Genomic DNA, 26,270 nt, shown 5'->3' with positions numbered 1-26,270 from the left:
TGGGGGGGTGGGGTTTGGTGACCTCACCCCCCCTTTTTGTTTAATAAGAAAACAGTGTCCAGCTATACCCAAGCTCTATCTTGACAGCGGATGTGCCTGAAAACGCACCCCAAACCTGTCTACCCCACTACGCAAGTAGATACTAAGCCCGATAAACTAGAAGCCAGCGTCCAGCACAGGGCAAGACAGTTAGCCCTGATAACAGAACACTATAGAGGAGAACACTTGGCTGATTACTCACGCAACCACTCAGAATCTAACCGAGGTGGATACAAGAAGAGCAGGCCCCAGAACTCCTCTAACAGTAAACGTAGCTACGGAGACCGCACCGAAGGCGGCTACCGCAAGCAGGAGGGTGAGAGCCCCTTCCGCGGCGAGAAGAAGAAACCCTTTGACTCACAGCGTGGCGGAAAGCGCTACGACGACCGCAACTCCAACGGTCCAAGGAAGGACAGATTCTCCAAAGATCGCAACTCCAACGGCCCCCGCCGTGACTTTGACCGCGATAGGAAGCAAGGCTACAAGGACCGAGAGGCTGAAAAAACCGACTACAGGCCTTCCAAGAAGGCACCCGAGATTGACACAGACGTTACCGGGAAAGAGCTAGAGAACTGGACTCTGCGTGCTCTACGCCAGCTCGAAGCCCAGAACGCAGAGACCGTAGCTAAGCACCTGGTCATGGTTGGGCGTTACCTCGATATTGACCCCGACTTCGCACTCGAACACGCGATCGCTGCCTCTAAACGAGCAGGCCGTATCGGCGTCGTCCGCGAAGTCGTAGGCATTGCCGCCTACGCAGCAGAAAACTTTGGGCTTGCCCTGCGTGAGCTCCGCACCCACCGCCGTATCTCCGGTTCTCATGACCACCTTGCCCTGCTAGTGGACTGCGAACGCGCCCTGGGTAGGGTTGATAAGGCACTTACCTTGGCCGATGAGGCCAACCAAGAGGAAGTACCCGCAGCCGTACGTTCAGAGGTAGCAATTGTTGTCTCCGGTATCTACCTTGACCGGGGCGAACTCTCAAAGGCTATCTCTGCACTCGAAATTCCCGAGCTTAACCCCAAGCGCGGCTATGACTACTCACCCCGCCTATTCAAGGCTTACGCTGAACTGCTGCAGCAGGATGGCCGAACCAAAGAAGCGGCCCGCTGGGCCCGTCTAGCGCTCATGACTGAGGCCGCACTGGGCCAGGGAGACTTCGTGGAGCCCGAAATCTTTGACATCTTCACCGAAGAAGATTTGCTTGAACCTGAGGAAGTTTCAGTAGACCTTGAAGCCGCTGAAGCCCAGAGCCAGGAATCGGCACCTTCCGATCAGGAAACTAGCCAAGCAGAAGACTCAGTAGCCGGCCTTGATGACGCTCAAGAAGGGCTCACCACAGCTGAAGCCGTGGTCAGTGAAGAAGAGGCTGAAGAGGAAAACCTCCACCAAGTCTCCGCTGACCATGAAGCGCCCATAGAGGACGAAGCCTAATGCTGCTAGCCGCATACGACGCTATCCTGTCCGACCTTGATGGCGTAGTTTACGCTGGCCCCTACGCCATTGAGGGAGCACCCCAAGCGCTTAACCGCGCCCAGGAGCAGGGCATCGCCCTTGCATTTGTCACCAACAATGCCTCCCGTAGCGTGCAAACAGTTGCCGACCACCTGGTTGAGCTAGGAGTCAAAACCGATGCTGATCACGTGGTCAGCTCAGCCCAGGCAGCCGCTCACCTACTGGCTACCCAGCTACCGGCAGGCTCTAAGGTTCTAATTACCGGTGCACAGGCTCTAGCAGATTGTGTAGCTGCAGAGGGTCTAAGGCCCGTGACCAGCCAGGCCGATCAACCCCTTGCCGTGGCCCAGGGTTTCAACCCCAAGATGTGCTGGGAAGACCTGGCTGAGGCCTCCTACACCCTTGCTGATCATTCGGTGCTCTGGGTGGCATCTAATACCGACTTCACTATCCCTAAAGAACGCGGTTTTGCTCCCGGCAACGGCACACTGGTTGCAGCGGTAGCAAGAGCCACCGGACGCAAGCCCCTGGTCGCCGGTAAACCCGAGACCCCCATCTTTGAAACAGCTGCCCAGAAACTCGGCGCCCACAAGCCCCTAGTAGTAGGGGACCGCCTGGACACTGACATCCAAGGCGGTAACCGAGCGGGTATGGCAACCGCTGTTGTGATGACCGGTGTTGAGACCTTCCAGACCATTCTGGCCGCCATCCCAGGAGAACGCCCAACCTATATCTTGGAAGACCTCAACGGCTTCTTTGAGACCTACCCCCATATCCAGCTTCAAGAAACCGAAACCGGCATTGAGGCTCGAGGCGCTGGCTGGACCGCTCTAGCAAGAGATGAGGAAATTCACCTGCAGGGGCAGGGGAGCGACCTCGATAGCTGGCGAGTAGCCTGCGCGGCATGGTGGGCCAAGCACCCCCATGCGAGTGAACCCACTTCCCCCAAGGATATACACCGTGGCTAAACTCCAGGACGAAACAATATCTGCCGATTCGACTAAAGACTCGACGACCGATGTGAGCCTAGACCCTGAGTTTGAGGCAGAACTTGCCGCGACTCTTGCCTGCGACCCCACCGAACGTATCGAGCGGTTAAGCCGCCTGGTCCAGAGCCTGCAAGACGAGCTGGATAAGCACGGGGCACCAGAGAGCAAGGAACTGTAGCGTGCGGCTAGACCAGTACATGGTACAAGCAGGCATCACCCGTTCACGCACCCTGGCTGTCAAAATGATTAACGCCGGGCACATTAGCGTCAACGGGCAAACCGTGCAGAAAGCCTCCCACAAGGTGCACGAAGCTGATACGGTCAGCGTCCGCAGGAGCGAGCTCACCGAGTACGTCAGCCGAGCTGGACACAAGCTTGCCGGTGCTCTCGATGCTTTCCCCAGGCTGACCGTAGTAGGTAAGCGCTGCCTTGACGCAGGTGCTTCGACCGGCGGCTTCACCGATGTTTTGCTGCGCCGGGGGGCATCGTGGGTTGCCGCGGTGGACGTAGGCCACGACCAGCTTGTTCCTGAGATACGTAACCACCCGGATGTTGCCGTCTATGAGGGAATGAACGTGCGCCACATGAGCCCTGAAGATATTGGCGGGCAGGTGGACCTCACAGTATCTGACCTCAGCTTTATTTCCCTGACTAAGGTTCTTGGGCCGCTGGCAGGAGCAACCGCTGCTGGCGGTGACCTGCTCCTGATGGTCAAACCCCAGTTTGAGGTAGGACCAGCGCGCATTGGCAAAGGTGGTGTCGTAACAGACCCAGCCGCGCGAGCCGAAGCAGTGGCCCGTGTCCGCGCCTCAGCTCAAGCTGTGGGTCTGGAAGTTCTTGGGGAAGAAACCAGCCCTCTGCCCGGGCAGGACGGTAATGTGGAGTTCTTCCTCTGGTGCCGTAAGCCTCTAGAATACTAACCTGACACCAGGAATCGAATAAATATTCGAAAAAATGTGTGTTGCCGGGCTTAAAAGCCCCTAAAACCTCGGGCTGTCAGTTAGCCTAAAAAGGTGAAGGAAACAGCAAACTCAGCTCCCAAGCCCCTGGCCGGTGAACGCAAGATACTGGTCTTTGCCCACACCGGTCGTCTTGAGGCCCGTGATGCCGCCCGCGCAACCTGTACCCAGCTCTACCAAGCCGGCCTGGTTCCCGTAATGAACCGTGCCGACTTAGAGGCTCTGACTGAAAAGTGGGAGAACCCCGTACCTGTAGCGGTAGCCCACGAAAGCGTGGCTCTCAAAGACATTGAGCTTGGCATGGTCTTAGGCGGTGATGGCTCAATTCTGCGAGCTGCCGAGATGATTCGGCATACCCAGATTCCTCTGATCGGCGTTAACCTCGGCCATGTTGGCTTCCTGGCCGAAGCCGAAGAAGTAGACCTCGCCGAGACGATTGAACGTGTCGTATCCGGTGCCTACACCGTTGAAGAACGCATGGCTATTGACGTCAAAGTGTGGGACGGGCGAACTAAGATCCTTGATACCTGGGCCCTCAACGAGGCCAGCGTTGAAAAGGGCAACCGCGAAAAAATGATCGAAGTAGTCGTTGAAGTGGACCGCCGCCCACTCTCGTCATTTGGCTGTGATGGCGTGGTGCTCGCAACGCCAACAGGCTCCACCGCCTACGCCTTCTCCGGTGGTGGACCCGTGGTTTGGCCCAGCGTTGAAGCTATGCTGATGGTTCCCCTATCGGCTCACGCGCTCTTTGCCCGCCCCCTAGTTACCGCGCCCACCTCCATGATGGCCGTGGAGCTGGTATCCACCAACGGTGCTGAGGGCGTGCTCTGGTGCGACGGCCGCCGAACCAGCGACCTGCCCCCGGGTGCCCGCGTTGAAGTAACCCGCTCTGCTAAGCCGGTACGTTTGGCCCGTATGCACCCGGCGCCTTTCTCGGAGCGCCTGGTCAAAAAATTTGAACTGCCTATCGCCGGCTGGCGTGGCCCCCATTCCCTGGGCCCGGCCACCAGTACACTGCCCCAAGTCAGCGCTCAGTAACTATACCCGGAAGAGATGCACACCCGTGATTGAAGAAATCCATCTGCGTGACTTAGGCGTGATCACCGATGCTCGCCTACCCCTTGAACCGGGGTTCTCGGTGCTCACCGGCGAAACCGGTGCCGGTAAGACCATGGTCGTGACCGCCCTCGGCATGCTTCTGGGCGCTCGTTCCGATGCTTCTAGCGTGCGCAACGGTGCAAAAAATGCGTTGGCTGAAGCCGTTATCCGTCTGCCACAGGGGCACCGAGCCCTCCACCTGGCAGAAGAAGCTGGGGGAGCGGTCGAAGAGCTCGACGGCGGTAGCTCGGAGTTACTGCTAGCCCGAACCGTGAGCGCCACGGGGCGTTCTCGCGCTCACGTTGGTGGGGTTTCTGCCCCTATCGGGACGCTGGCTGATATTGGGCACACCCTGGTCGCGGTCCATGGTCAGTCAGACCAACTACGGCTTAAAGATGCCGCCGAACAGCGGGCTGCCCTAGATGCTTATGCCGGTAAGAAACTGGAAAAGCTCTTAGCAAGCTATACACTCAACTATGAGCGCTACCGCAAGGCCGCCGGAGAACTGCGTGACGTCCGCGAAAACACCAGGGCGCGTGCTCTCGAAGCTCAGACCCTTCAAGGTGCACTTGCCGAAATCGATTCGGTCGCGCCTACCGACGGCGAAGACGAAGCCCTAAGAATTGAGAGCCAGAAGCTAACCAATGTGGAGTCTTTGCGGCTGGCCGCAAGCACAGCATCAAGAGCTCTGGCCGGCAGTGAGTACGCAGACGCCGATGCCCCAAATGTGCTGGGACTGCTCGATGCGGCCCGGTCTGCCCTGGCCGCTGAGGCTGAAGCTGACGCAGATTTAGCCTCGCTAGCAGGGCGTTTGAACGAGGCTCTGATTCATGTCACCGATATTGCCGAGGAAATCTCCGCCTACACTTCTGGGTTAGATAGCGAAGGCCCCGAGCGCTTGGCCGAGGTAGAGAACCGCCGTGCCGCGCTCAAAACCCTGACCCGCAAATATGGGGCCGATATTGCTGAGGTCCTTGCCTGGGCTGAGGAATCACGCGCCCGACTTGCAACTCTCACCGATGACCCGGCCCGCCAAGAGGCTTTGGAGAGCGAACTCCGCCAGCTCCGTGAAACGCTGGGGAATCAGGCTAGCCAACTCACTGAGCTACGGTCCAAGGCCGCCCGTAAGCTGGCCCTGGCGGTGAGCGAAGAACTGACAGCTCTGGCCATGCCCAACGCCTCACTGGTCGTGCAGGTAGAAGAAACCGAGAAGTTCCACCGGTTTGGCAAAGACTCCGTGACCTTTATGCTGGCTCCCCACCGGCAGGCTGTTCCCAGGCCGCTGGGTAAGGGGGCCTCGGGCGGTGAGCTCTCCCGTGTCATGCTGGCACTAGAAGTTGTACTCTCTGAGGTAGACCCCGTACCCACCTTTATCTTTGACGAGGTGGACTCAGGCGTGGGCGGTAAAGCCGCTATCGAGATCGGCCGTCGCCTTGCCATGCTTGCCAAGAACGTGCAGGTACTGGTGGTTACCCACCTGCCCCAGGTCGCGGCCTTTGCCGACCAACACATTCTGGTGCGTAAAAACGATGACGGTTCCCTCTCTAAGGTCCAGGTACTTTCGTCCGAGGAGCGGGTAGTGGAACTTGCCCGTATGCTCTCTGGACACGACCAATCGGCGGCCGCACAAGAACACGCCCGCGAGCTACTACAGAACGCTGGCCAGCTTTAAAAGGAGAGTACCGGCCTCAGAACTTTAGCTGCAGGAACAATGAACTGCTACGAGAGATTGCTGGCAGTCAGCCAGGGTAGAGGCCACAAAATATCCGCCTTAACCGCTCTTCTTAGTGCGGTTTTCGCGGATTTTCCTGAACGGGAAAACGTGATTTTACATAAAGATAAGTCCCGCGAAACCATTCAGGCCAAAGTGGTGATAAGCTGGAATTCCGTGGTAGATACTCAGACATCAAACAACGGTAAAGTCACCCGCCAGATCTTCGTGACCGGTGGCGTGGCATCATCTCTCGGCAAAGGCCTTTCCGCCTCATCTCTAGGCCGGCTCCTCCGCTCCCGTGGTCTTTCTGTGACCATGCAGAAGCTTGACCCCTATCTCAACGTCGACCCCGGCACCATGAACCCCTTCCAGCACGGTGAAGTCTTTGTGACCGACGACGGCGCTGAAACCGACCTCGATATCGGTCACTATGAGCGGTTCCTAGACGAAAATCTCAGCCAGTCCGCTAACGTCACAACCGGCCAGGTCTACTCCCACGTGATCGCCAAGGAACGCCGCGGCGAATACCTGGGCGACACCGTACAGGTTATCCCGCACATCACTGACGAAATTAAACGCCGCATGCGTCTGCCTGCTGAAGACGAGAACGCCCCCGACATCATCATCACCGAAATTGGCGGCACTGTAGGTGATATCGAATCGCTGCCCTTCCTCGAAGCCGCACGCCAGGTCCGCCGCGATCTGGGCCGCCGTAACGTCTTCTTCCTGCACGTATCGCTGGTGCCCTTTATCGGGCCCTCCGGCGAACTAAAAACCAAGCCCACCCAGCACTCTGTTGCGGCCCTGCGCGGCCTGGGCATCATTCCCGACGGCCTGATTCTGCGCTGTGAACGCGAAGTTCCCGAATCGCACAAGGTCAAGATTGGTAACGCCTGCGACGTAGAACCCGAGGCCGTTATCTCCTGCGCCGATGCGCCCAGCATCTATGACATTCCCAAGACCCTGCACAGCCAGAAGCTGGACACCTACATCTTGGACTACCTGGGCATCGAAGCTCAGCCCCTTGACTTCACCCAGTGGGATAAGCTGCTGAGCGCGGTACACACCCCCAAGACCGAGGTCCACGTCGCGCTGGTTGGTAAGTACATTGACCTGCCCGACGCTTACCTGTCGGTGACTGAGGCCCTGCGTGCCGGTGGCTTCGCTAACGACGCCAAGGTAAACATCAAGTGGGTAGCCGCAGACCTCTGCTCAAGCCCCGAGGACGCCGCCCATCAGCTTCGCGGCATAGACGCTGTGCTCGTACCCGGTGGCTTCGGTATCCGTGGCCTGGATGGCAAGATCGGTGCCCTGCGTCATGCCCGCCAGAACAAGATTCCCACCCTAGGTATCTGCTTAGGCCTCCAGTCCATGGTCCTAGAGTATGCGCGCAACGTCCTGGGCATTACCGATGCATCATCCACCGAGTTTGACCCCGAGACTGCCTCACCCCTGATTGCCACCATTGAAGAGCAGAAAGCCTACGTTGAGGGTGCAGGCGACCTGGGTGGAACCATGCGCCTGGGCCTTTACCCTGCGCACCTGGCTGAGGGCTCCCTGGCTGCTAGCGTCTACGGTGCGACCGAAGTGTCGGAACGTCACCGCCACCGTTACGAAGTCAACAACGACTACCGCGCCCAGCTTGAAGAAGCAGGTCTAGTTATTTCGGGTACCTCCCCGGATTCCTCCCTGGTTGAGTTCGTAGAACTACCTGTTAGCGAGCACCCCTACTACATCGCAACTCAGGCTCACCCCGAGTACCGTTCACGCCCGACCAAGCCGCACCCGCTCTTTTCCGGGCTGATAAAGGCGGCGCTGCAAGCACGCAAGGCCTAACTGCCACTCTTGCCTAGGTACTAGAAGAGGCCCCGGTTATTTTTTCCCCAGAAAATAGCCGGGGCCTTGAGCCTTGCAGAACATATCCCGCTACCAGGGACTGCTTTCAAAAGAACCCAGCTGGACCCGCCCTTGGGTCGGTGCCACCGACCGGGTAGGGTTGAAGAGAACAAAACGGGTTGAACACGGCAGAAGGGCAGACCCATGCAAAAGAACCTTAACTATGACATCGGAACAGCTGACCGGATCGATGCCGCTGCGCTCGCAGCCGGGCAGGAGGGCATTGCGGATATTGCTAACCCCCGTTATGTCACCAGTCGTACGACCAAATTTGAGGGGTATGTCTGGGATGTTGTACGCGAAGGAATTGCACTGACTCCTGGCGATACTCCCTTTGAACGGGACTTCTTGCTCCACCCCGGGGCGGTGGCTGTGATTGCACTCAATGACCTTAAGGAAGTGCTCCTCATTAACCAGTACCGTCATCCCGTGAGGGCTAACCTGTGGGAAATCCCGGCGGGCCTGCTCGATATTGACGGTGAGCCACCGCTTGAAGCCGCCGCCCGTGAGTTGGCTGAAGAAACAGACCTTCGTGCTGAACGGTGGGACACCCTCATGGAGTTCTACAACTCGCCCGGGGGTATGGGGGAGACCTGCCGCATCTACCTGGCCCGGAACCTGAGTCAGATTCCCGCCGAAGAGCGCGAAGACCGCGTCCACGAGGAGTCAGAAATCGTGCTGCGCTGGGTGCCTCTGGACCAAGCCGTGGAGGCTGTCCTCGCCGGACGTATCCACAACGCGGCCTCAACTAATGCTATCCTGGCGCTGGATGCAGCGGCCCGGCGGAACTTTGAAACCCTATACTCCACCGATGCTCCTTTCACCGCCCACCCAGCCCTGCGCGAGCCTAACTATCGCGGTGAGATCCGACCGGCAGAGGGCCTCTAGGCATGGAGCAACCCCGCAACCTGGGGGGAAGAACGCGCAAGGAGCCAGAAGCGCTGACCCCACTCGACCAGGCGGTGGAGGCCTACCTCAACCACCTGGCCATTGAGCGTGGCCTGGCCGCCAACACGCTGGCCTCCTACCGGCGAGACCTAATCCGCTACAGTGTTTACCTTGATAGCGTCGGAATTATCGACCCCAAGAACATCACCAAAAAGCACGTGCGTGACTTTGTCGCTGATTGTGCCACTCCACCTGCTGGGGGCGGGAATCCGCTATCCCAGAGGTCTATCGCCCGGGTGATTAGTGCTGTCAGAGGCGCTCACAAATTTTGGTTGCTTGAGGCCATGACAGCCACTAACGCTGCCTCTACCGTGCGGCCACCCACACCGGGTGCCCGGCTCCCCAAAGCGGTACCGCTGAGCGACATTACACGTTTACTGGAAAGCCCTGACCCGGCCACGCCTGCGGGGCTACGGGATAGGGCACTCCTGGAGTTTCTCTACTCCACCGGGGCCCGCATTAGCGAAGCCATCAACGTGGACCTCGATGATGTTGTGATAGACCGAAACCAGTCAGACTCAGCCCTGCCCGCTGTGGTGCGCCTGTTTGGTAAGGGCAGTAAAGAACGGGTGGTGCCGGTGGGCTCTTATGCAAGCAGAGCCATTGAAGACTACCTGGTGCGCGGCAGACCCGCCCTGGCTGCTAAGGGTAAGGGCACCCCTGCCCTGTTCCTGAATGGGCGGGACGGCGCGCGGATAACCCGGCAGGGGGCCTACCTGGTCCTCAAGAAGCACGCCCAAAGAGTAAAAATTCGGGCCGAGATTTCACCGCACACCCTGCGGCACTCATTTGCCACTCACCTGCTTGAAGGCGGGGCAGATATCAGGGTGGTACAAGAGCTTCTGGGGCATGCCTCCGTGACCACCACCCAGGTCTACACCAAGGTCACCGCAGATACCCTGCGTGAAGTTTTTGCCGCCAGTCACCCGCGTGCCCGATAAAAGGCACCTGCCCGGGCGCTATAACTAGCTCCCGGGCAGGTCGGCGGGCTATGGTGCGGGTTTAGAGGTGGCGCTCATCGACACCCCGGTAGGCTGAGAGCGGCCTAATCAGTGAGTTATCGGCTCGCTGCTCCAGAATGTGGGCGGTCCACCCGGTCAGTCGGGAGGCCACAAAGATGGGGGTAAAGGTGGGGGTATCAAAGCCCATCAGATGGTAGGTAGGCCCAGCGGGGTAGTCCAGATTGGGCTTGATCCCCTTTGCCTCGTCCATTGCTTCTGCCAGGCCCTGGTAGAGGCCAATGACATCTGAGCGGTCATAGTACTGCACCATGTCAAAGAACGATTTCTGCATGGTGGGTACGCGGGAATCTCCGTTCTTGTAGACGCGGTGGCCAAAGCCCATAATCTTCTTTTTCTGGGCCAGAGCGGCCTCCATCCATTCCTTGGCACGTGCCTTGGCAGCGGCCTGGGACTCGCCAGCAATGACACCGATTTCATCGAAGGTGTGCTGAACTGCCTCGTTAGCGCCGCCGTGCAGGGGACCCTTGAGGGCTCCGATTGCGCCGGTGACAGCTGAGTGCAGATCAGCCAGGGACGATGTAATCACGCGGGCTGTGAAGGTGGAAGCGTTGAAAGAGTGCTCGGCGTACATGACCATCGAGACGTTGAAGGCGGTTTTGACTTCGGGGGCCGGGACCTGGCCAAAGGCCATGTAGAGGAAATTATCGCAGTAGTCCAGATCATCGCGGGGCTCAAGGAGTTCCTGACCTCGTCGGCGGCGCTGGTCGTAGCAGACCACAGCGGGCATGACCGCAAAAAGCTCCCAGGCTTTGCCCAGCTCAGCCTCAGGGGCTGAATCTTCGCTCTCCGGGTGGCAGGCCCCCAGGAAAGAGACGGCTGTGCGGCACACGTCCATGGGGTGACAGTCCAGAGGCAGAGCATCGATAACAGCTTTGAGGGCCGGTGGCAGTGCTCGGTGGGAGCGTTCAAAAGCGGTGAACTCTGCAAGCTGTTCATCGGTGGGTAGCTCGCCGTTCCAGAGAAGCAGGGCTACCTGCTCAAAAGGAAGAGTAGCAAGTTCTTGGACGGGGTAGCCGCGATAGAGCAGGGAGTTGGTTTGGGCATTGACCTTTGAGATCGCGGTGTAGTCGGCAACAACACCGGCAAGACCCTTAGCGACGTCTTTGTCAGTCATGGTGTATCTCCTTGTGATGGGGTGAAACGATGCACCCGAACTATGTTTGGTCTGGGCAGGGGCCGAGCAAAAACTACCCGACCCCTGCCCTGAGGCGGGGTTAGTTCGTTGATTCCCCAAATTTTCCGGGTACCTCGAAATTGAAGATGCCGGTATCAAAGTGGTTGTAGCCTTCGTAATCGACCAGTTCGTAGAGACGCGAACGGGTGAGCATCTGGTCTACAGCGGCTTCTTGGGTTCCATCGGATTCGATGGTTTCCAGTACCCGTTCCATGGCCCCCAGTGAGGAGCGGAGCAGAGTAACCGGGTAGATAATGAGAGAAATACCGGCTTGAGCAAGCTGGTCTTTGGTGTAGAGCTGGCTCTTCCCGAACTCGGTCATATTGGCCAAGACCGGCACCTGGACGGCATCGCAGACAGCCTTGAACTCGTCCAGGTTCTTCATGGCCTCGGGGAAGATTGCATCGGCGCCGGCATCGACCAGGGCCTTGATGCGGTCGATGGTCTCTGCCAGTGAAGAGGTGCCACGCAGGTCGGTCCGGGCCATAATCAGGAAGTTCTCGTCCCTGCGGGCTTCGGCTGCCGCCCGGATTCGCTTGGTCGCGGTTTCCAGGTCAACCATGTTCTTGTTATCCAGGTGGCCGCACCGCTTGGGGTTGAACTGATCCTCAATATGGCAACCGGCCAGCCCGTGTTCCTCGAACTCTTGGATAGTTCGGGCCACGTTCATGGGTTCGCCAAAACCGGTGTCAGCATCGACGATAGCCGGTAGGTTGGTGACGCGGGCAATCTGCCCGGCCCTCTGAGCGACCTCGGTCAGAGTGGTCAGCCCGACGTCGGGAAAACCTAGCTCATTGGCCAGCACTGCACCGGAGATGTAGATGCCGTCAAAGTTCTTCTCTTCAATCAGGCGGGCTGAGAGAGGGGTGTAGGTTCCCGGGAACTGGCGAATCTGGTTGCTTGCCAGCATGGCGCGCAAATCCTGGCGTTTTTGAGTGGCGGTTTTCGATGAGTAAAGCATTAGAAGATACCTTTCGCACCGGTTTGAAGGTCAAGGGAGGCGGTGATGTTGAGGGCATCAAGTTCACCGGCACCTAGCTGGGCCAGGTTTTCTACGGCGGTGAGGAAGCGGTCCTGCTCCTCCTCAGAGACTTGACCTGCGGCTAGGGTACGGAACTTCTTGATATAGTCGGCGCGAGCGAAGGGGCGGGCTCCGAGCGGGTGAGCGTCGGCTACCGCGATTTCCTCAATCAGGGTTTCACCGTTGGTTAGCTTGATTTCTGCACGCCCGCCAAAGGCCTTTTCTGCCGGGTCCTTGGAGTGGTAGCGGCGGGTCCACTCAGCATCTTCTGCGGTGGTGACCTTGTGCCAGAGCTCTACGGTGTCGGGGCGCTGGGCCCTTTCGGGGGCGTAGGAGGCTAGGTGATCCCATTGGCCGTCCTGGAGCATGACGGTAAAGATGTAGGGAATCGAATGGTCAAGGGTTTCGCGGGTTGCGCTGGGGTCGTACTTCTGCGGGTCGTTAGCGCCTGAGCCAATGACGTAGTGGGTGTGGTGTGAGGTATGCAGAACAATGGACTCAACATTTTGCGGGTCGGTAAGTTCCGGGTGTTCCTTGTGGAGCTTGCGAGCCAAATCGATCCAGGCCTGGGCCTGGTACTCGGCGGAGTGTTCCTTGGTGTAGGTATCCAAGATAGCGCGCTTGGGCTCACCGGGTGCGGGGAGCGGAACCTGGTAACGGGCATCGGGGCCATCTAGCATCCAGGCAATCACGCCGTCTTCACCCTCGTAAATGGGAACCGGGGAGGTCTGCCCGCGCATGGCACGGTCAACAGCTTCAACAGCCATTTTTCCGGCGAAAGCAGGAGCGTGGGCTTTCCAGGTAGAAATCTCGCCCTTACGTGACTGGCGGGTAGCGGTGGTGGTGTGCAAACCCTGGCCAATGGCCTGGAAGATAGTCTCGGTATCCAGCCCCAGAAGGGTACCGATTCCTGCGGCAGCGGAGGGGCCGATGTGGGCAACGTGGTCAATCTTGTGCTTGTGCAGGCAGATTGCTTTGACCAGGTCTACCTGAACTTCGTAGCCGGTAGCGATGCCACGAATAAGGTCGTACCCGCTGCGACCGGTGTGCTGGGCAACAGCCAGTATGGGCGGAATGTTGTCGCCGGGGTGGGAATACTCAGCAGCCAGGAAAGTGTCGTGGTAGTCCAGCTCGCGCACGGCAACACCGTTGGCCCAGGCTGCCCACTCGGGGGAAACCTTGGTCGTGGCGGGGACACCAAAAATTGTCGCGCCGCTACCGTTGGGGGAGTGGGCGTGAGTGAGCGCCTGGTCGCGGGCAGAGATAATGGGGCCGCGATTGAGCGAAGCGATAGCCACCGATGCATTATCGATGATGCGGTTAATGACCATCTCTTCAACCTCGGGGAGCACCTCAACAGGGTCGGTTGCTAGCTGGGCGAGCTTATAGGCTAGCTGGTCCTCGCGGGGTAGGTTCTCATCGGAACGGTAGACACGAACTTCGTGTGTAACGGTCATGGAATGATCCTTTCAACAACAGTGGGTTACTTGGTTTTAGGCTGTGGTGGCTGATCCTGCGGTGATAGTCGAAGGCTGAGGCGGGGACTGCTCGAACTGGATCTGTTGGTTTTGTGAGTTTGCCGCCTCCTCAATGGCATAGAGAGCCTTGGCCAGGTGGAGCCGGACGGCGGCCTCGGCTAACTGCTGATCTCCTGAGGCGATGCACCGGGCTATCTGCGCGTGTTCCTCAGCTGCTTGGGCCAGCCGAATAGGGTTGGCCTTGGAGAGCTTGCGGATGCGGGTCAGCTGGGTTCGCAGGGAGGCTTGGGCCTGGTGCAGGTAGCGGTTATCCGCAGCCCTGTCGATTGCGCTGTCAAGCTCATCAACGAGTGCATAGTATTCGGCCAGCTGGCTACTGCCTTGGTGTAGCTCAAGGGCAGCTTGCTCAAAGGCGCTGGCAAGCCGACGGAAAGTTAGAGGGTTACCGCGGCGGGCGGCTAGGGCTGCTGCAGTACAGTCCAAGCTGGTCCGCAATTCAAAGAGGGAGTAGACATTGGCCAGAGAAATTGGGGCAACAATTACGCCCCGCCCAGGGGCAGGTTCAGCTAACCCCTCAGCAAGGAGCCGGGAAATTGCTTCCCGGACAGGGGTGCGTGAGACTCCCAGCCGTTCAGACTGCTCGACTTCAGCAATCACAGAGCCGGGGGCCAGCATTCCCTCCATGATGTTGCTACGCAAACTTTGATAGGCAAGCTCGCCTGCTTTCATGGCTACCTCTCCAGCTCAACTATGACTTCTAGCACTGGTGTGCAGATGGGATTACTCTAAAACACCGCCGGGGATTTTGTATACATAAAGTTTGAAAAATATGGTTTATGGCGAAATATTTGTGTCATTTTTGGGTCTAGGGCAATTTTTTGTATACAAACTCTTGCTTAAGTGTGACCCTCAGCACTAGGTTGGAGTCACTTACCTCCACAACAAACAGTCCCACAGTCCTGAAGGAGTGCCCCTGGTGACAACCTACAGTGAAACCTACCGCGACAGTATCGACAACCCAGAGGGCTTCTGGTTAACCCAAGCGCAAGCCATCCACTGGGATAGTCCTCCGCACACAGCCCTGGATAGCTCAGCTGAACCTATCTACCGCTGGTTCCCCGATGGGCAACTCAACACCTGCTACAACGCTGTAGACAGGCATGTCCAAGCGGGCAAGGGTGACCAAACCGCTATTATTTACGACTCAGCCATGCTGGGTACCCGCCAACAGATCACTTACGCCGAGCTCAAAGAGCAGGTCGAACAGCTGGCGGGAGCGCTCGCATCGGCTGGAGTAGCTCAAGGGGACCGCGTCCTCATTTACATGCCCATGATTCCGCAAGCTGCTGTGGCCATGCTGGCTGTGGCACGGCTGGGCGCTGTGCACTCCGTGGTCTTTGGTGGCTTTGCTCCCAACGAACTAGCCAGTCGTATCAATGACTGTCAACCCGGCGTGGTACTTACCGCATCCGGCGGCATTGAACCCCGCCGTCACATTGAATACATCCCGGCAGTTGAAAAAGCACTGGAACTAGCAGAAGCTAAGCCTCACACGGTCTTTGTCTTTGCCCGCGAAGGCTTTGAACATTCGGTAGACGATGCCGCAGTACGCGCCCAGAAGCAAGGCACGGACGTGACCTGGCAGGACTGGGGAAAGGCTACAGAGCAGGCTAGCCCGCATGGGCCGGTACCCGTCACTGCAACTGACCCCCTGTACATCCTTTACACCTCGGGAACGACCGGCTCTCCTAAGGGCGTAGTGCGCGATAACGGCGGCCACGCCGTTGCCCTGACCTGGACCATGAAGAATATCTACGACGTTGGCAAGCAAGAGGTCATGTGGTGCGCCTCGGACGTTGGCTGGGTTGTGGGCCACTCCTACATCGTCTATGGGCCCCTGCTGGCCGGTGCAACAACCGTGCTTTATGAAGGCAAGCCTGTGGGTACCCCTGACGCCGGTGCCTTCTGGCGAGTTATTCAGGATGCAGGGGTAAAGTCACTCTTCACCGCGCCCACCGCACTGAGGGCTATCCGCAAAGCTGACCCCGAAGCAGAGCTACTGGGATCCTACGATATTTCCTCCCTTGAGCTTCTGTTTGTGGCTGGCGAAAGGCTTGACCCTGAAACCTACCACTGGGCTACCGAGAAACTGGGTGTCCCCGTGATTGATAACTGGTGGCAGACCGAAACCGGCTGGGCGATTGCGGCTAATCCGCGCGGGCTTGAAGCGCTCCCACTCAAGCCCGGTTCCCCCTCGGTGCCCTCGCCCGGCTATAACCTGCAGGTGCTCGATCCCATGGGCGAGCCGGTTGGGCCGGAGGAGGAAGGCAACCTGGCTATTAAGCTACCGCTCCCACCCGGCACCTTGCCCACCCTGTGGGGCGATGATGACCGCTACATCGCCTCCTACCTCGAAGCCTTCGAAGGCTACTACGCCACCGGTGACTCCGGCTATGTTGACCAAGACGGCTACGTGTTTGTCATGGGTAGAACCGACGACGTGATCAATGTTTCGGGGCACAGGCTCTCCACCGGTGCCATGGAACAGGTTCTTGCCGGGCACCCAGCAGTAGCCGAGTGCGCCGTCATCGGTATTGCTGACCCACTCAAAGGCCAGCGACCCGCTGGGTACGTGGTTCTCAAAGCCGGGGTGGATATTACCGAAGAAGAGCTAGCTGCCCAGCTGATTGCGAGCGTGCGGGAAAACATCGGCGCTGTTGCTGACTTCAAGGATGTCAAAATCGTTGAGGGTCTGCCTAAGACCCGCTCCGGCAAGATTCTGAGAAAGACCATGCGCCAAATTGCCGATGGTGAGGAATACAAGGTGCCCTCAACCATTGAAGACATGGGCGTACTTGACGATATAGCCAAGATCATCAAGGGCTAAGCCCAGCCTGGGGTGCTCCTGACTTCCTCCTGATACGGGCGGTTGGGGGCACCCCCCCTTTTTGTGCGGAGCCAGGACCAAAGAACCTTATTTATCAGCTGCCCTGGGGCACTGTTCCCCCTTTTGGTGTGGAGGAAGAGGCCCCCGTGTGTGCTTGCCCTCCTTTGAGCCAGTAGACTGTTAGGTAAAAGTCTTTTATAACCGAACTGCAAAAGGTGACGTACAGTGACTGAAACAGGAGCTGAGCAGCTTGGCCCCACAGGCCGACCCCTGCGCATCTACCCGGATCCCGCGCCCCTGACGAGCCACGGGCCTGCCCGTATTATCTCCATGGTGAACCAGAAAGGTGGTGTGGGTAAAACTACCTCCACCATTAACCTGGGCGCCGCCCTGGCCGAGGCAGGACGCAAGGTTCTGCTGGTTGATTTTGACCCGCAGGGAGCACTTTCAGCGGGCTTTGGGGCTAACCCCCACGAGCTAGACCTGACCGTATACAACGTCATGATGGACCGTAAGGTTGAGATTCGCGACGTTATCCAGAGCACCGACTTTGAGAACATCGACCTGCTACCGGCTAACATCGACCTCTCAGCCGCAGAAGTCCAGCTGGTTAACGAAGTAGCTCGTGAACAGGTACTGGCCAGCGCACTGCGCAAGGTCGAGAAGGACTACGACGTCATTCTTATTGACTGCCAACCATCGCTGGGCCTGCTCACCGTCAACGCCCTGACCGCAAGCCACGGTGTGATTATTCCTCTGATTTGTGAGTTCTTTGCCCTGCGTGCGGTGGCCCTGCTGGTGGATTCGATTGAGAAGGTTCAGGATCGCCTGAACCCCAAGCTCGAAATTGATGGCGTCCTAGCCACCATGTTCGATTCCCGTACCCTGCACTCTAAAGAAGTGCTGGCGCGTATTATCGATGCCTTTGGCGATAGGGTCTTTGATACGGTTATCAAGCGCACCGTTAAGTTCCCCGATGCGACCGTTTCGGCTGAGCCTATTCTGTCCTACGCATCGAATCACCCCGGCGCTGAGGCCTACCGTCAGCTTGCCCGTGAGCTCATCAGCCGCGGCGGCGCACCCTAACCAGAGTTACCTGCGGACAGAACGGGGTAGGTACAAGCTAGGCGATGAGCCCTACCTGCCCCGTTCTCTATGCCCTTGGCTACTTTCTGCCCTCTGGCCTTGAAAGCCGGGAACATGCAGGGGACAATGGAAAGAGTGCCCCTACCCCGCACAGGGCTGAGAGCGCACCTGGTTTGACCCCAAGGATGGAGAATCGCTGCCGTGATGGTACCGACACAAGAGGCCCCTAGCGCTCCTGCGCAGGTTCGGCCCCCCGAGCCCTTTACCCTGGCTCTGAGCAACTTTGAAGGACCTTTTGACCTTCTACTCACCCTGATCTCCCGGCGCAAGCTGGATATTACCGACATCGCTCTAGCTCGGGTCACTGACGAATTTCTCAACTACATTCACAGCGCTTTTGAGAGTGGCAGTGACGCTGCCCTTAATACCGCCAGTGAATTCTTGGTAACAGCGGCAACCCTGCTTGAACTTAAAACAGCCCGGTTACTCCCGCAGCCCGAACGCGTGCTCGCGGCCAGCCCGGAACTCTTAGAAGCCCGCGACCTCCTCTTTGCTCGTCTACTTCAGTACCGCGCCTACCGCGAGGTAGCCGCGGTGTTCGATGAAAAATTCTCGGGTGAAGCCCAGCGTTTTGCCCGTACCGTGACCCTTGAACCCAAGTTCTCCAAGGTACTGCCGGAGCTTGTTTTTGACCTGACCCCTGAGGAGTTTGCCCGTATTGCGGCCGGCGCCCTACGGCTGGATAAGGGGCAAGAACAAGAACCGCTCCCGGAGACGGTACAGACCGATCATATCTACCGGCCCGCAACAACTATTGCGGCGGAAGAAGCGCTGATTCTGGAGCGGCTGGGGCAAGCCGGTGGAGCTATCAGCTTTACTGATCTGTGCCGTGATACCGCATCTGTAGAGATTGTGGTGGTGCGTTTTCTTGCGGTGCTGGAGCTCTACAAGGAGGGGATGCTACAGGTAGAGCAGACCGAAACACTGGGGCCTATATATCTGGAACTCCAGCCAGAAAATGACAGCGCTGGAAACCACGGCACAGAAAATGACGGAACAGAAAATGACGACACAGAGAATGACAGCACAGAATTAGCCGGTACAGAATGTGGTAGCCAAACAGCTGACGGGAAGGAGTTAGACCGTGGGTAGTGCAGACTTTACCGATGATGACCTGAGGCTCCTGACCTCAGGCTCGTGGAGCTTTGACCCGGGGGAGAGCACACCCGAGTCTGCCGAGGGTACAACAGATGCGGATAAGGTCCAAGGGAAGAAAACTCCCACCCCCGAAGCCCCCCAAGACCAAGAAGCCTTACCGCCGCAGACAGCTAGCCCAAGCCCTAGAAGGAAAAACCGGCAAGAACCCGTCCTGGCTGCTTCGTCCGATGGTTTCTCACGGGTGGAACTCCAACCCGGAGGCATCAAAGCGGCTATCGAAGCGATTTTGGCGGTCGCCGATGTGCCGGTGAGCGTACGAGAGTTTTCCGCCGCACTGATCGTCTCCGAACGAGCCGTGGAAACAGCCCTCGATGAGCTGGACCGCGAATACAAGGGTTACGACGATGGGACAACCGTCCACGAGCCACGCGGCTTTGAGCTGCGCCAGGTGGGTGGGGGCTGGCGGCTCTACTCCCGGCAGGACTTTTCCCCCTGGGTGGGGCGCTTCGTGGTGGGTGCCCAGAGCACCAAACTCACCAGGGCGGCCCTAGAGACCCTAGCTGTGATTGCCTACCAGCAACCGGCAACCCGCTCCTATCTTGCTCAGGTACGAGGGGTATCGGTCGATGCGGCGGTGCGCAACCTGCTCCACCGCGGCCTAATCGCCGAAACAGTACCCGACGAAACCGGAGCTACCCAGTACATCACCACCGACACCCTGCTTGAAAAACTGGGGCTGAACTCGCTCGATGAGCTCCCGGCTCTAGCCCCCTATCTGCCGGACCCGGCAGAGGTAAACGACCACCACAACATTGACCTAAACGCCGGCTAAAACGGCGAAGACAGAACACGACAGAAAGAAGATACAAGACGATGGCATACGGACATAATTCATCACGTGGTAACTCAAATTCACGCGGCGCTCGCCCCGGCGCGGGCCGCCCGGGTACAGGTAAAGGCAAGGCAGCCGGTAAAAAAGGCTTTGGTGCTAAGAACGCCCGTGGCGCTAAGCCCGGTGCGCCCGGTGGCCCCCGCAAGGCAGGAACCGGCAAAGGCCCCAGGTTCCGTTCAGGTACCCCCTTCGCCAAGGAAATGGGCGAATTCCGCCCGGCTAATCGTGGCACCAAAAACTTTGGCCCCCACCGCCCCCGTCGCCCCAAGAACGCACCCGTAGATCACTACCCCTTCTACGACCACGAGGGCGTACGCCTGCAAAAGGTTATGGCTCAGGCCGGTGTCGCTTCCCGCCGCGTGTGCGAAGAAATGATTGAAGAAGGCCGCGTCACCGTTGACGATATACCGGTGACCGAGCTGGGCGTTCGTGTTAACCCCGATGCTGTGACCATTCAGGTTGACGGTATGACAATCCAGACCAACGACAAGCTGGTCTACATGGTGCTAAATAAGCCCTCCGGCGTCGTCTCCGCTATGGATGATCCCGATGGTCGCCCCAACATCAGCAACTTCTTGCGTTCCTCCATGACCGAACGCGTCTTCCACGTGGGCCGCCTGGACGTTGAAACCGAGGGCCTGCTCTTGCTGACCAACGACGGTGAACTGGCTAACCGGCTGACCCACCCCTCCTACGAGGTTCCCAAGACCTACCTGGTTCAGGTGCCGGGCCCCATGGAACCCGGTATCGGTGCGGCCATGAAGAAGGGTCTGCGTCTTGAAGATGGTGTGACCCGCGTGGACGAGTTCAAGCTGGTGGACTCAACCCCCGGACACGTTCTGGTGGAAGTTACCATTCACTCCGGTAAAAACCGTATTATCCGCCGCATGTTCGAGCAGGTGGGCTACCCCGTGGAGAAGCTGGTGCGCGTAGAAATGGGACCTATCCACATCGGCTCGCAGAAGCAAGGTACCGTCCGTAACCTCTCCAAGGTTGAAATCGGCAAACTGCTGGCTTCGGTAGGTATGTAATGAGTAGCTTTGACTCTCACCTGCACGGGCCGGTGCTGGTCATCGGCACCGGTCTGCTGGGAGCCTCAGTGGGTTTGGGCCTGCGACTGAACGGCTACACGGTCTACCTCAGCGATATTTCGCCGACAACCGAAGCCGTAGCCGAGGATATCGGAGCGGGGCTCTCCCTGCGTTCCTTGGAAGGGCAAGAGCTGGGGAGTGGCTCTGACCTTGAACCCCAACTGGTGGTGGTGGCCGCGCCCCCGGACGTGACCGCAGAACTGGTCATCTCTGCGCTGAACCGTTATCCCAAGGCTTTCGTCGTCGATATTGCCTCGGTGAAGTCTGAAATCCTGGACCGGGTTCTGGCGTCTAAGGCCGATTCTAGCCGTTACCTGGGCACCCACCCCATGGCTGGGCGTGAAAAGTCCGGCCCGGTGGCCGCCCGTGGCGAGCTGTTCTCTGCCCGCCCCTGGGTTCTGTGCGAGCACCCGCTGGTGCGCCCCGAACTGGTCAAGCTTGCCCAGCAGGTGGCAACCGAGCTGGGCTCTACCATTACCCATCTTGACGTGGTAGAACATGACCAAACCGTCGCCCTCATTTCACACGTGCCCCAGGTGATGTCCTCACTGCTAGCTTCCCGCTTACAAGATACCCCGCTCTACGCCCTGGGGCTGGCTGGTCAAGGCCTGAGGGACACCACCCGTATTGCGGCCTCCGATCCCGGCCTGTGGGTGCAGATTCTTGCGGCCAACGCCCAACCTGTCGTCCAGAGCCTCTACGGTGTGCGAGAAGACCTGGAGCGACTGATTGCCACTCTTGAAGCTCCCACCGAGCCAGGCTCACGCCTCGATATTGCCCAGCTGATCAGCGAAGGCAACCACGGCGTTGCCCGTATTCCGGGTAAGCACGGGGGATCACCCGGCGCTTTTGCCCAGCTCACCGTGCTGGTAGATGACACCCCAGGTACCCTTGCCCGGCTACTGGCTGAGATCGGGGAACTGGGTGTCAACCTGGAAGACCTCAGATTGGAACATTCACCCGGCGCTCAGGTGGGTATGGCTGAGCTATCGGTCAACCCCAACGAACACGAAAAACTGATTGAAGACCTCACCAGCCGCGGCTGGAAAGTCGTCACATAAAGGAGAACACATGACTGAGAAGCTCGTTATTGCTATTGACGGCCCTTCCGGCTCCGGTAAATCTTCGGTGTCTAAGGCGGTGGCCCGCCACTACGGCCTGGACTACCTTGACACCGGAGCCATGTACCGCGCCCTGACCTGGTACTGCCTGGATCAGCAGGTTGACACCTCAGATGCGGATGCCCTGGTGGATGCCGCCCGTGCCTTCCCCTACCTTCAGGGCACCAGCCCCGATCAGGAAGTGATCCAGGTCGCTGGTATTGATGTACGCGATGCTATCCGTGAACCACGAATCTCCGAGGCGGTTTCTGCCGTTGCCTCAAACCGGGACGTACGCCAGATTCTGATTGACCTGCAACGAAGTTTTATTGCCCAGGCACCGGCTGGCATGGTCGCAGAAGGCCGTGACATCACCACCGTTGTTGCTCCCGAGGCCCATGCTCGAATCCTGCTGACCGCTAGCGAAGAAGTTCGTTTGGCCCGCCGGGGCCTTCAGCTTGGCGGTACCCAAAATAAAGAACAATTAGCCGCACAGGTCTCGGCCCGTGACGCAAAGGACGCACAGGTCACCAGCTTTACCCAGGCAGCTGCCGGCGTCACCCTGGTGGATTCCTCCGAGCTGAACTTTGAAGAGACTGTTGCTGCCGTTATTTCCGCAGTTGACCAGCAACTAGGCCGCTAAACCACTGGCTACTGCCACTCCATCAACTAGACTTATCAACCAATGCACCGGCGCTAGCCGGAAACCACCACAGGAGGTATCGCCTATGAGCGAAGAACTCGCACCCCAAGACGACTATGAGGTTAAATTCCTAGCCGGCGGCGCTGATGATGTATCAGACCGCCTGGCTGAAATTGACGATGAAACCGCCAACCAGCGCGCTGAAGCGCTGCTCGCCGGTCTTGAAGACTACGCACTGGATGAAGAAGACCGGGAGCTGCTGGCCTCCTGGGGCTTTGACGCCGATGAAGACGAGGACCGTGAGGCTGACCCCGTCGTAGCTATCGTGGGCCGCCCCAACGTCGGCAAATCCACCATTATCAACCGTATTCTGGGCCGCCGAGAAGCTGTTGTTGAGGACAAGCCCGGCGTAACCCGTGACCGGGTCTCCTACAAGGCTGAATGGTCCGGTAAGGACTTCACTCTGGTTGATACCGGTGGTTGGGAAGCTGATGCTCAGGGCATTGACGCTCAGGTTGCGGCTCAGGCCGAAATCGCTGTGGCTCACGCTGACGTTGTTCTGCTGGTTCTTGATGCCCTGGTCGGCATCTCAGCTACCGACGAAGCTATTGTTCGTATGCTCCGCCGCGTGGATAAGCCCATTCTGCTGATTGCCAACAAGATTGACGACGCCCACCAGGAACCCGACGTGCACAACCTCTGGTCGCTGGGCATGGGCCAGCCCTATCCCGTTTCTGGCTTGCACGGGCGCGGTCTAGCTGACCTGCTGGATGCCCTGCTTGAGGTCATGCCCGAGCATTCTCAGTACGCTGAGCCTGAAGCTCTGGGGGGCCCTCGACGTATTGCGCTGATCGGCCGACCCAATGTGGGCAAGTCCTCCCTGTTGAATAAGCTGGCTGGCGAGGAACGTGCCGTGGTTAACGACCTGGCCGGTACCACCCGAGATCCTGTTGACGAAATCGTTGAGCTAGGTGGCCGCCCCTGGCGCTTTGTGGATACCGCCGGTATTCGCCGCCGCGTCCACATGGCTAAGGGGGCTGACTTCTACGCATCCCTGCGCACCCAGACCGCTATTGAGCGCGCTGAGGTTGCTGTTGTCCTGCTCGATGTCTCAGAACCTATCTCGGAACAGGACGTCCGTATTATCCAGATGGCCGTTGATGCTGGTCGCGCTATGGTGCTGGCCTTCAACAAGTGGGACACTCTCGATGAGGACCGCCGGGAAATGCTGGAGCGCGAAATTGACCGCGACCTAGCCCACGTGACTTGGGCACCGCGCGTGAATATCTCCGCCAGGACCGGTTGGCATAAGGACAAGCTGGTGCCAGCCCTGGAGCGCTCATTGGAGTCCTGGGACTCCCGTATTCCCACCGGTAAGCTCAACGCCTTCCTGGGCGAGATTGTTGCGGCCCACCCGCACCCTCTGCGTGGCGGTAAGCAGCCCCGCATTCTCTTCGGCACCCAGGTATCGTCCCGCCCGCCCAAGTTCGTGCTCTTTACCACGGGTTTCTTGGACCCGGGCTACCGCCGTTTCATTGTTCGCCGTCTGCGCGAGACCTTTGATTTCACCGGTACACCGATTGATATCACCATGCGTGTGCGTGAGCGTCGCAGTCTAGGGGAGCGCCAGAGCGGTAAGTCCGCTAAGGGGAGCCGCCGCTAGGGAGGGAGCCCTCCCTGGTCTATATGCAAGGACGCCGGTAGCTGGCCGCCAGCGGTTCCAGCCACCGGCGTCCTTGTGTGCGGGGGAGAGGCAGGCAAAGTCTGAGGACTCTTGCGCTTAGTTTCTGGTCGCCTGGTATATGAAGCTACATGCTATGGGCACGGTCGCTGACCAGTAGCAAGCACCAGCAGAACCTGGGGTGATGTATAACACCGAAAATATGGGCACAAAGAGCTTCTTCGATTTTGCGCTGATAAATAATCTTGTGTATAGTTATCTGAGTGCTCGGGAGAATCGAAAGATTCACCAGAGACAATCGGGTTGTGGCGCAGCTTGGTAGCGCACTTGACTGGGGGTCAAGGGGTCGCAGGTTCAAATCCTGTCAACCCGACAGACAAAGCCCCGGTTACTAGGGTAAACACCTAGTAACCGGGGCTTTTTTGTGCCTACTTTTCAAGCCATGCGCCCTGTATGTGCCATCTTCCACCAAAAACCCATCACATTCTTTGGCTGTGGATTGCTAGGTCACAGAGCCTACCTTCTTCACCACTTACGGATGCCTTCTTCTCAGGCATCCCCCTATCTTTCTAGGGAATCGAGGGGTAGAAGCCTGCCTCACCCAATCCACAGGCATGGATGAAGCGATCAGTCATAGCGGCTCTTGCTAGCTTGATGCCATGACACAGCTAGAAACTCTCGCCCAGAAACTACTGACTATTCGTGAACTGAGCGCCCGCTATAGTAGCCGCTACCAGCTGGAAAGAGCCATTGCACGGGGGTGCTATAGCCGGGTAACCCGGGGCGCTTACATGCACCGGCGCGACTGGGAGGAACTTACCGGTGAGCAAGGCTACCTGGCCCGTGTGCTTGCTCTGGCCCTACAGAACCAGGGGATAATTTTCAGCCACGAGACTGCGGCTGTACTCCACGGACTGCCTCTGGCTAGTATCCCAGCAAGCGTGCATATCTACAGCCCCTACCGCACCCGGGTGCGGGACTTTACCGTCCATCACGGTGAGCTGCACCTGCCCACTGACAGCACCGTTTTTAGACCGGGGATCCGAGCGACAAGTCTGGCGCGGACTCTTGATGACATGGTCGTGGAGGCCTCTGAACCCCGGCGAACCCTAGTTCGGCTCTAGCGTCACCTCCTGTCTGATATTGCCCCCCCCATTCCTGACGGGGTGAATGGGCCGAGCCTTGAGGGCAGAGATTCGACATTCATAAGGGGCCTTGAGGTTGGCTGGCTTCCCCTGATGCAATAAATTATTAGGTATTCAGTTGATTCTTGTATTTACTCTTATTATGATATAAATTACACAGCCAATCGCTAGGGCAAGGGAGTCCTAGAAGGAAAGGAAGTTATGTATATATTGAGGAAAATTTTAGCAGGTAATGCTACAGGTATTCTTGTTACAGGGATGGCCGAAGAGGGCGACTCCTGCGGCTTATCTCAGGAAGAGAATATTGACTGAAGATGAGCTTCTAGCGTCAACCTCCCGGCGACGGATAGCAGATTCTTATTGAAAGCCCCTGAAGGTAAACAGTGGTATCGGGTGAATCTTTAAGAGAAACAGCGACGGATATAGATAATGGAGTAACTGTGTATCTAAATCCGGTAACTATCGGCCTGTGTGATGCTGGCTTTGGGGACAAAAAATTAGAACTTTTAAATCAAAGAATGATGGGGAAATAAACCTATATTGTGGCGATTCAGATAGTGGATATATATGTTAGGGAAAGGCGTGAATCTCTAGGGGAAAGTTAGCAGGGAGGGTTCGAAGGTTGTTGGGATGATTACATGGTTTTAGCCACCCAAGCCTCTTTAGAATCTCCCGCTTACTCTGCAGAAAAACCAAGCCAAAAACCTTGCTACACTAGGCCAATAGAAGTGTATGAGGTTATCAACGGAGCGCCGGTCAAGAAAAAGACAATCAACCCGACTGTCATGATTTCT

Annotated in this window: 22 protein-coding genes and 1 tRNA gene; 19 read left to right on the top strand and 4 right to left on the bottom strand. The window is 58.1% G+C overall.

The features are described 5' to 3' along the window. Positions 1 to 225: 225 nt before the first annotated feature. The 9 genes from ACN08Y_RS09395 to ACN08Y_RS09355 all read left to right on the top strand — a co-directional run bounded on the left by ACN08Y_RS09395 (position 226) and on the right by ACN08Y_RS09355 (position 10,039). Positions 226 to 1,473 (top strand): hypothetical protein, encoded by a 1,248-nt coding sequence (locus tag ACN08Y_RS09395; protein ID WP_419112508.1) that lies wholly within the window; start codon positions 226 to 228, stop codon positions 1,471 to 1,473. Continuing rightward, positions 1,473 to 2,462 carry an HAD-IIA family hydrolase gene (locus tag ACN08Y_RS09390; RefSeq protein ID WP_419112507.1) on the top strand — a complete coding sequence of 330 codons (990 nt, stop codon included), beginning with the start codon at positions 1,473 to 1,475 and terminating at the stop codon, positions 2,460 to 2,462. Before ACN08Y_RS09395 ends, ACN08Y_RS09390 begins: the two co-directional genes overlap by 1 nt. Next, positions 2,455 to 2,661: a hypothetical protein gene (locus tag ACN08Y_RS09385; protein ID WP_419105420.1), complete on the top strand. Its 207-nt coding sequence runs from the start codon at positions 2,455 to 2,457 to the stop codon at positions 2,659 to 2,661. Before ACN08Y_RS09390 ends, ACN08Y_RS09385 begins: the two co-directional genes overlap by 8 nt. 1 nt (position 2,662) lies before the next feature. Then, positions 2,663 to 3,403 (top strand): TlyA family RNA methyltransferase, encoded by a 741-nt coding sequence (locus ACN08Y_RS09380; RefSeq protein WP_419112506.1) that lies wholly within the window; start codon positions 2,663 to 2,665, stop codon positions 3,401 to 3,403. A gap of 93 nt (positions 3,404 to 3,496) precedes the next feature. Further along, positions 3,497 to 4,480: an NAD kinase gene (locus ACN08Y_RS09375; protein WP_419100003.1), complete on the top strand. Its 984-nt coding sequence runs from the start codon at positions 3,497 to 3,499 to the stop codon at positions 4,478 to 4,480. Positions 4,481 to 4,505: 25 nt separating this feature from the next. Then, a complete protein-coding gene (recN, locus tag ACN08Y_RS09370; protein ID WP_419112505.1) occupies positions 4,506 to 6,212 on the top strand; it encodes a DNA repair protein RecN in 1,707 nt (568 codons plus the stop codon). 198 nt (positions 6,213 to 6,410) lie between these two features. Beyond that, positions 6,411 to 8,090: a CTP synthase gene (locus ACN08Y_RS09365; protein WP_419100115.1), complete on the top strand. Its 1,680-nt coding sequence runs from the start codon at positions 6,411 to 6,413 to the stop codon at positions 8,088 to 8,090. Between the two features lie 204 nt (positions 8,091 to 8,294). Further along, a complete protein-coding gene (locus tag ACN08Y_RS09360; protein ID WP_419110683.1) occupies positions 8,295 to 9,038 on the top strand; it encodes an NUDIX domain-containing protein in 744 nt (247 codons plus the stop codon). A gap of 2 nt (positions 9,039 to 9,040) precedes the next feature. After that, positions 9,041 to 10,039 carry a site-specific tyrosine recombinase XerD gene (locus tag ACN08Y_RS09355; RefSeq protein ID WP_419105416.1) on the top strand — a complete coding sequence of 333 codons (999 nt, stop codon included), beginning with the start codon at positions 9,041 to 9,043 and terminating at the stop codon, positions 10,037 to 10,039. A 61-nt stretch (positions 10,040 to 10,100) separates the two neighbouring features. Here the strand turns inward: ACN08Y_RS09355 and ACN08Y_RS09350 are convergent, their stop codons facing one another. The 4 genes from ACN08Y_RS09350 to ACN08Y_RS09335 all read right to left on the bottom strand — a co-directional run bounded on the left by ACN08Y_RS09350 (position 10,101) and on the right by ACN08Y_RS09335 (position 14,522). Then, the gene (locus tag ACN08Y_RS09350; RefSeq protein WP_419112504.1) at positions 10,101 to 11,234 is read right to left on the bottom strand and encodes a bifunctional 2-methylcitrate synthase/citrate synthase; all 1,134 of its coding nucleotides are present in this window, start codon (positions 11,232 to 11,234) and stop codon (positions 10,101 to 10,103) included. Positions 11,235 to 11,334: 100 nt separating this feature from the next. Then, entirely contained in the window at positions 11,335 to 12,255 is a 921-nt protein-coding gene (prpB, locus tag ACN08Y_RS09345) for a methylisocitrate lyase (RefSeq protein ID WP_419100008.1), read from the bottom strand. Next, positions 12,255 to 13,772 (bottom strand): MmgE/PrpD family protein, encoded by a 1,518-nt coding sequence (locus ACN08Y_RS09340; RefSeq protein ID WP_419112503.1) that lies wholly within the window; start codon positions 13,770 to 13,772, stop codon positions 12,255 to 12,257. The genes prpB and ACN08Y_RS09340 overlap by 1 nt, the downstream gene beginning before the upstream one ends. A gap of 36 nt (positions 13,773 to 13,808) precedes the next feature. Next, positions 13,809 to 14,522 carry a GntR family transcriptional regulator gene (locus ACN08Y_RS09335; RefSeq protein WP_419112502.1) on the bottom strand — a complete coding sequence of 238 codons (714 nt, stop codon included), beginning with the start codon at positions 14,520 to 14,522 and terminating at the stop codon, positions 13,809 to 13,811. A 244-nt stretch (positions 14,523 to 14,766) separates the two neighbouring features. Between ACN08Y_RS09335 and ACN08Y_RS09330 the strand changes: the two genes are divergently transcribed. The 10 genes from ACN08Y_RS09330 (at position 14,767) to ACN08Y_RS09285 (ending at position 25,455) form a co-directional block, all read left to right on the top strand. After that, complete coding sequence (locus tag ACN08Y_RS09330; protein ID WP_419112511.1) at positions 14,767 to 16,680, top strand: propionyl-CoA synthetase; 1,914 nt, start codon at positions 14,767 to 14,769, stop codon at positions 16,678 to 16,680. A 225-nt stretch (positions 16,681 to 16,905) separates the two neighbouring features. After that, on the top strand, positions 16,906 to 17,766 hold the full coding sequence (locus ACN08Y_RS09325; protein WP_419100011.1) for a ParA family protein: 861 nt from the start codon (positions 16,906 to 16,908) through the stop codon (positions 17,764 to 17,766). A gap of 204 nt (positions 17,767 to 17,970) precedes the next feature. Further along, positions 17,971 to 18,918 carry a segregation and condensation protein A gene (locus ACN08Y_RS09320; protein WP_419112510.1) on the top strand — a complete coding sequence of 316 codons (948 nt, stop codon included), beginning with the start codon at positions 17,971 to 17,973 and terminating at the stop codon, positions 18,916 to 18,918. After that, positions 18,911 to 19,756 carry an SMC-Scp complex subunit ScpB gene (gene scpB / locus ACN08Y_RS09315; protein WP_419112501.1) on the top strand — a complete coding sequence of 282 codons (846 nt, stop codon included), beginning with the start codon at positions 18,911 to 18,913 and terminating at the stop codon, positions 19,754 to 19,756. Before ACN08Y_RS09320 ends, scpB begins: the two co-directional genes overlap by 8 nt. Before the next feature lie 41 nt (positions 19,757 to 19,797). Then, on the top strand, positions 19,798 to 20,847 hold the full coding sequence (locus ACN08Y_RS09310; protein WP_419112500.1) for a pseudouridine synthase: 1,050 nt from the start codon (positions 19,798 to 19,800) through the stop codon (positions 20,845 to 20,847). Beyond that, positions 20,847 to 21,968 (top strand): prephenate dehydrogenase, encoded by a 1,122-nt coding sequence (locus ACN08Y_RS09305; RefSeq protein WP_419112499.1) that lies wholly within the window; start codon positions 20,847 to 20,849, stop codon positions 21,966 to 21,968. Before ACN08Y_RS09310 ends, ACN08Y_RS09305 begins: the two co-directional genes overlap by 1 nt. Positions 21,969 to 21,978: 10 nt before the next feature. After that, positions 21,979 to 22,650: a (d)CMP kinase gene (gene cmk, locus ACN08Y_RS09300; RefSeq protein ID WP_419112498.1), complete on the top strand. Its 672-nt coding sequence runs from the start codon at positions 21,979 to 21,981 to the stop codon at positions 22,648 to 22,650. Positions 22,651 to 22,735: 85 nt separating this feature from the next. Beyond that, entirely contained in the window at positions 22,736 to 24,313 is a 1,578-nt protein-coding gene (gene der, locus ACN08Y_RS09295) for a ribosome biogenesis GTPase Der (protein WP_419105410.1), read from the top strand. 317 nt (positions 24,314 to 24,630) lie between these two features. After that, positions 24,631 to 24,704, top strand: a tRNA-Pro gene (locus ACN08Y_RS09290). Positions 24,705 to 24,990: 286 nt separating this feature from the next. Further along, entirely contained in the window at positions 24,991 to 25,455 is a 465-nt protein-coding gene (locus ACN08Y_RS09285; RefSeq protein WP_419112497.1) for a hypothetical protein, read from the top strand. Positions 25,456 to 26,270: the final 815 nt, after the last annotated feature.

Origin of the sequence: Rothia sp. P5764 (genome assembly GCF_048512965.1) — a bacterium.
Classification (GTDB): Bacteria; Actinomycetota; Actinomycetes; order Actinomycetales; family Micrococcaceae; genus Rothia.
The sequence above is the reverse complement of the archived record's forward strand: the minus strand, read 5'-3'. Positions and strand labels throughout refer to the sequence as shown.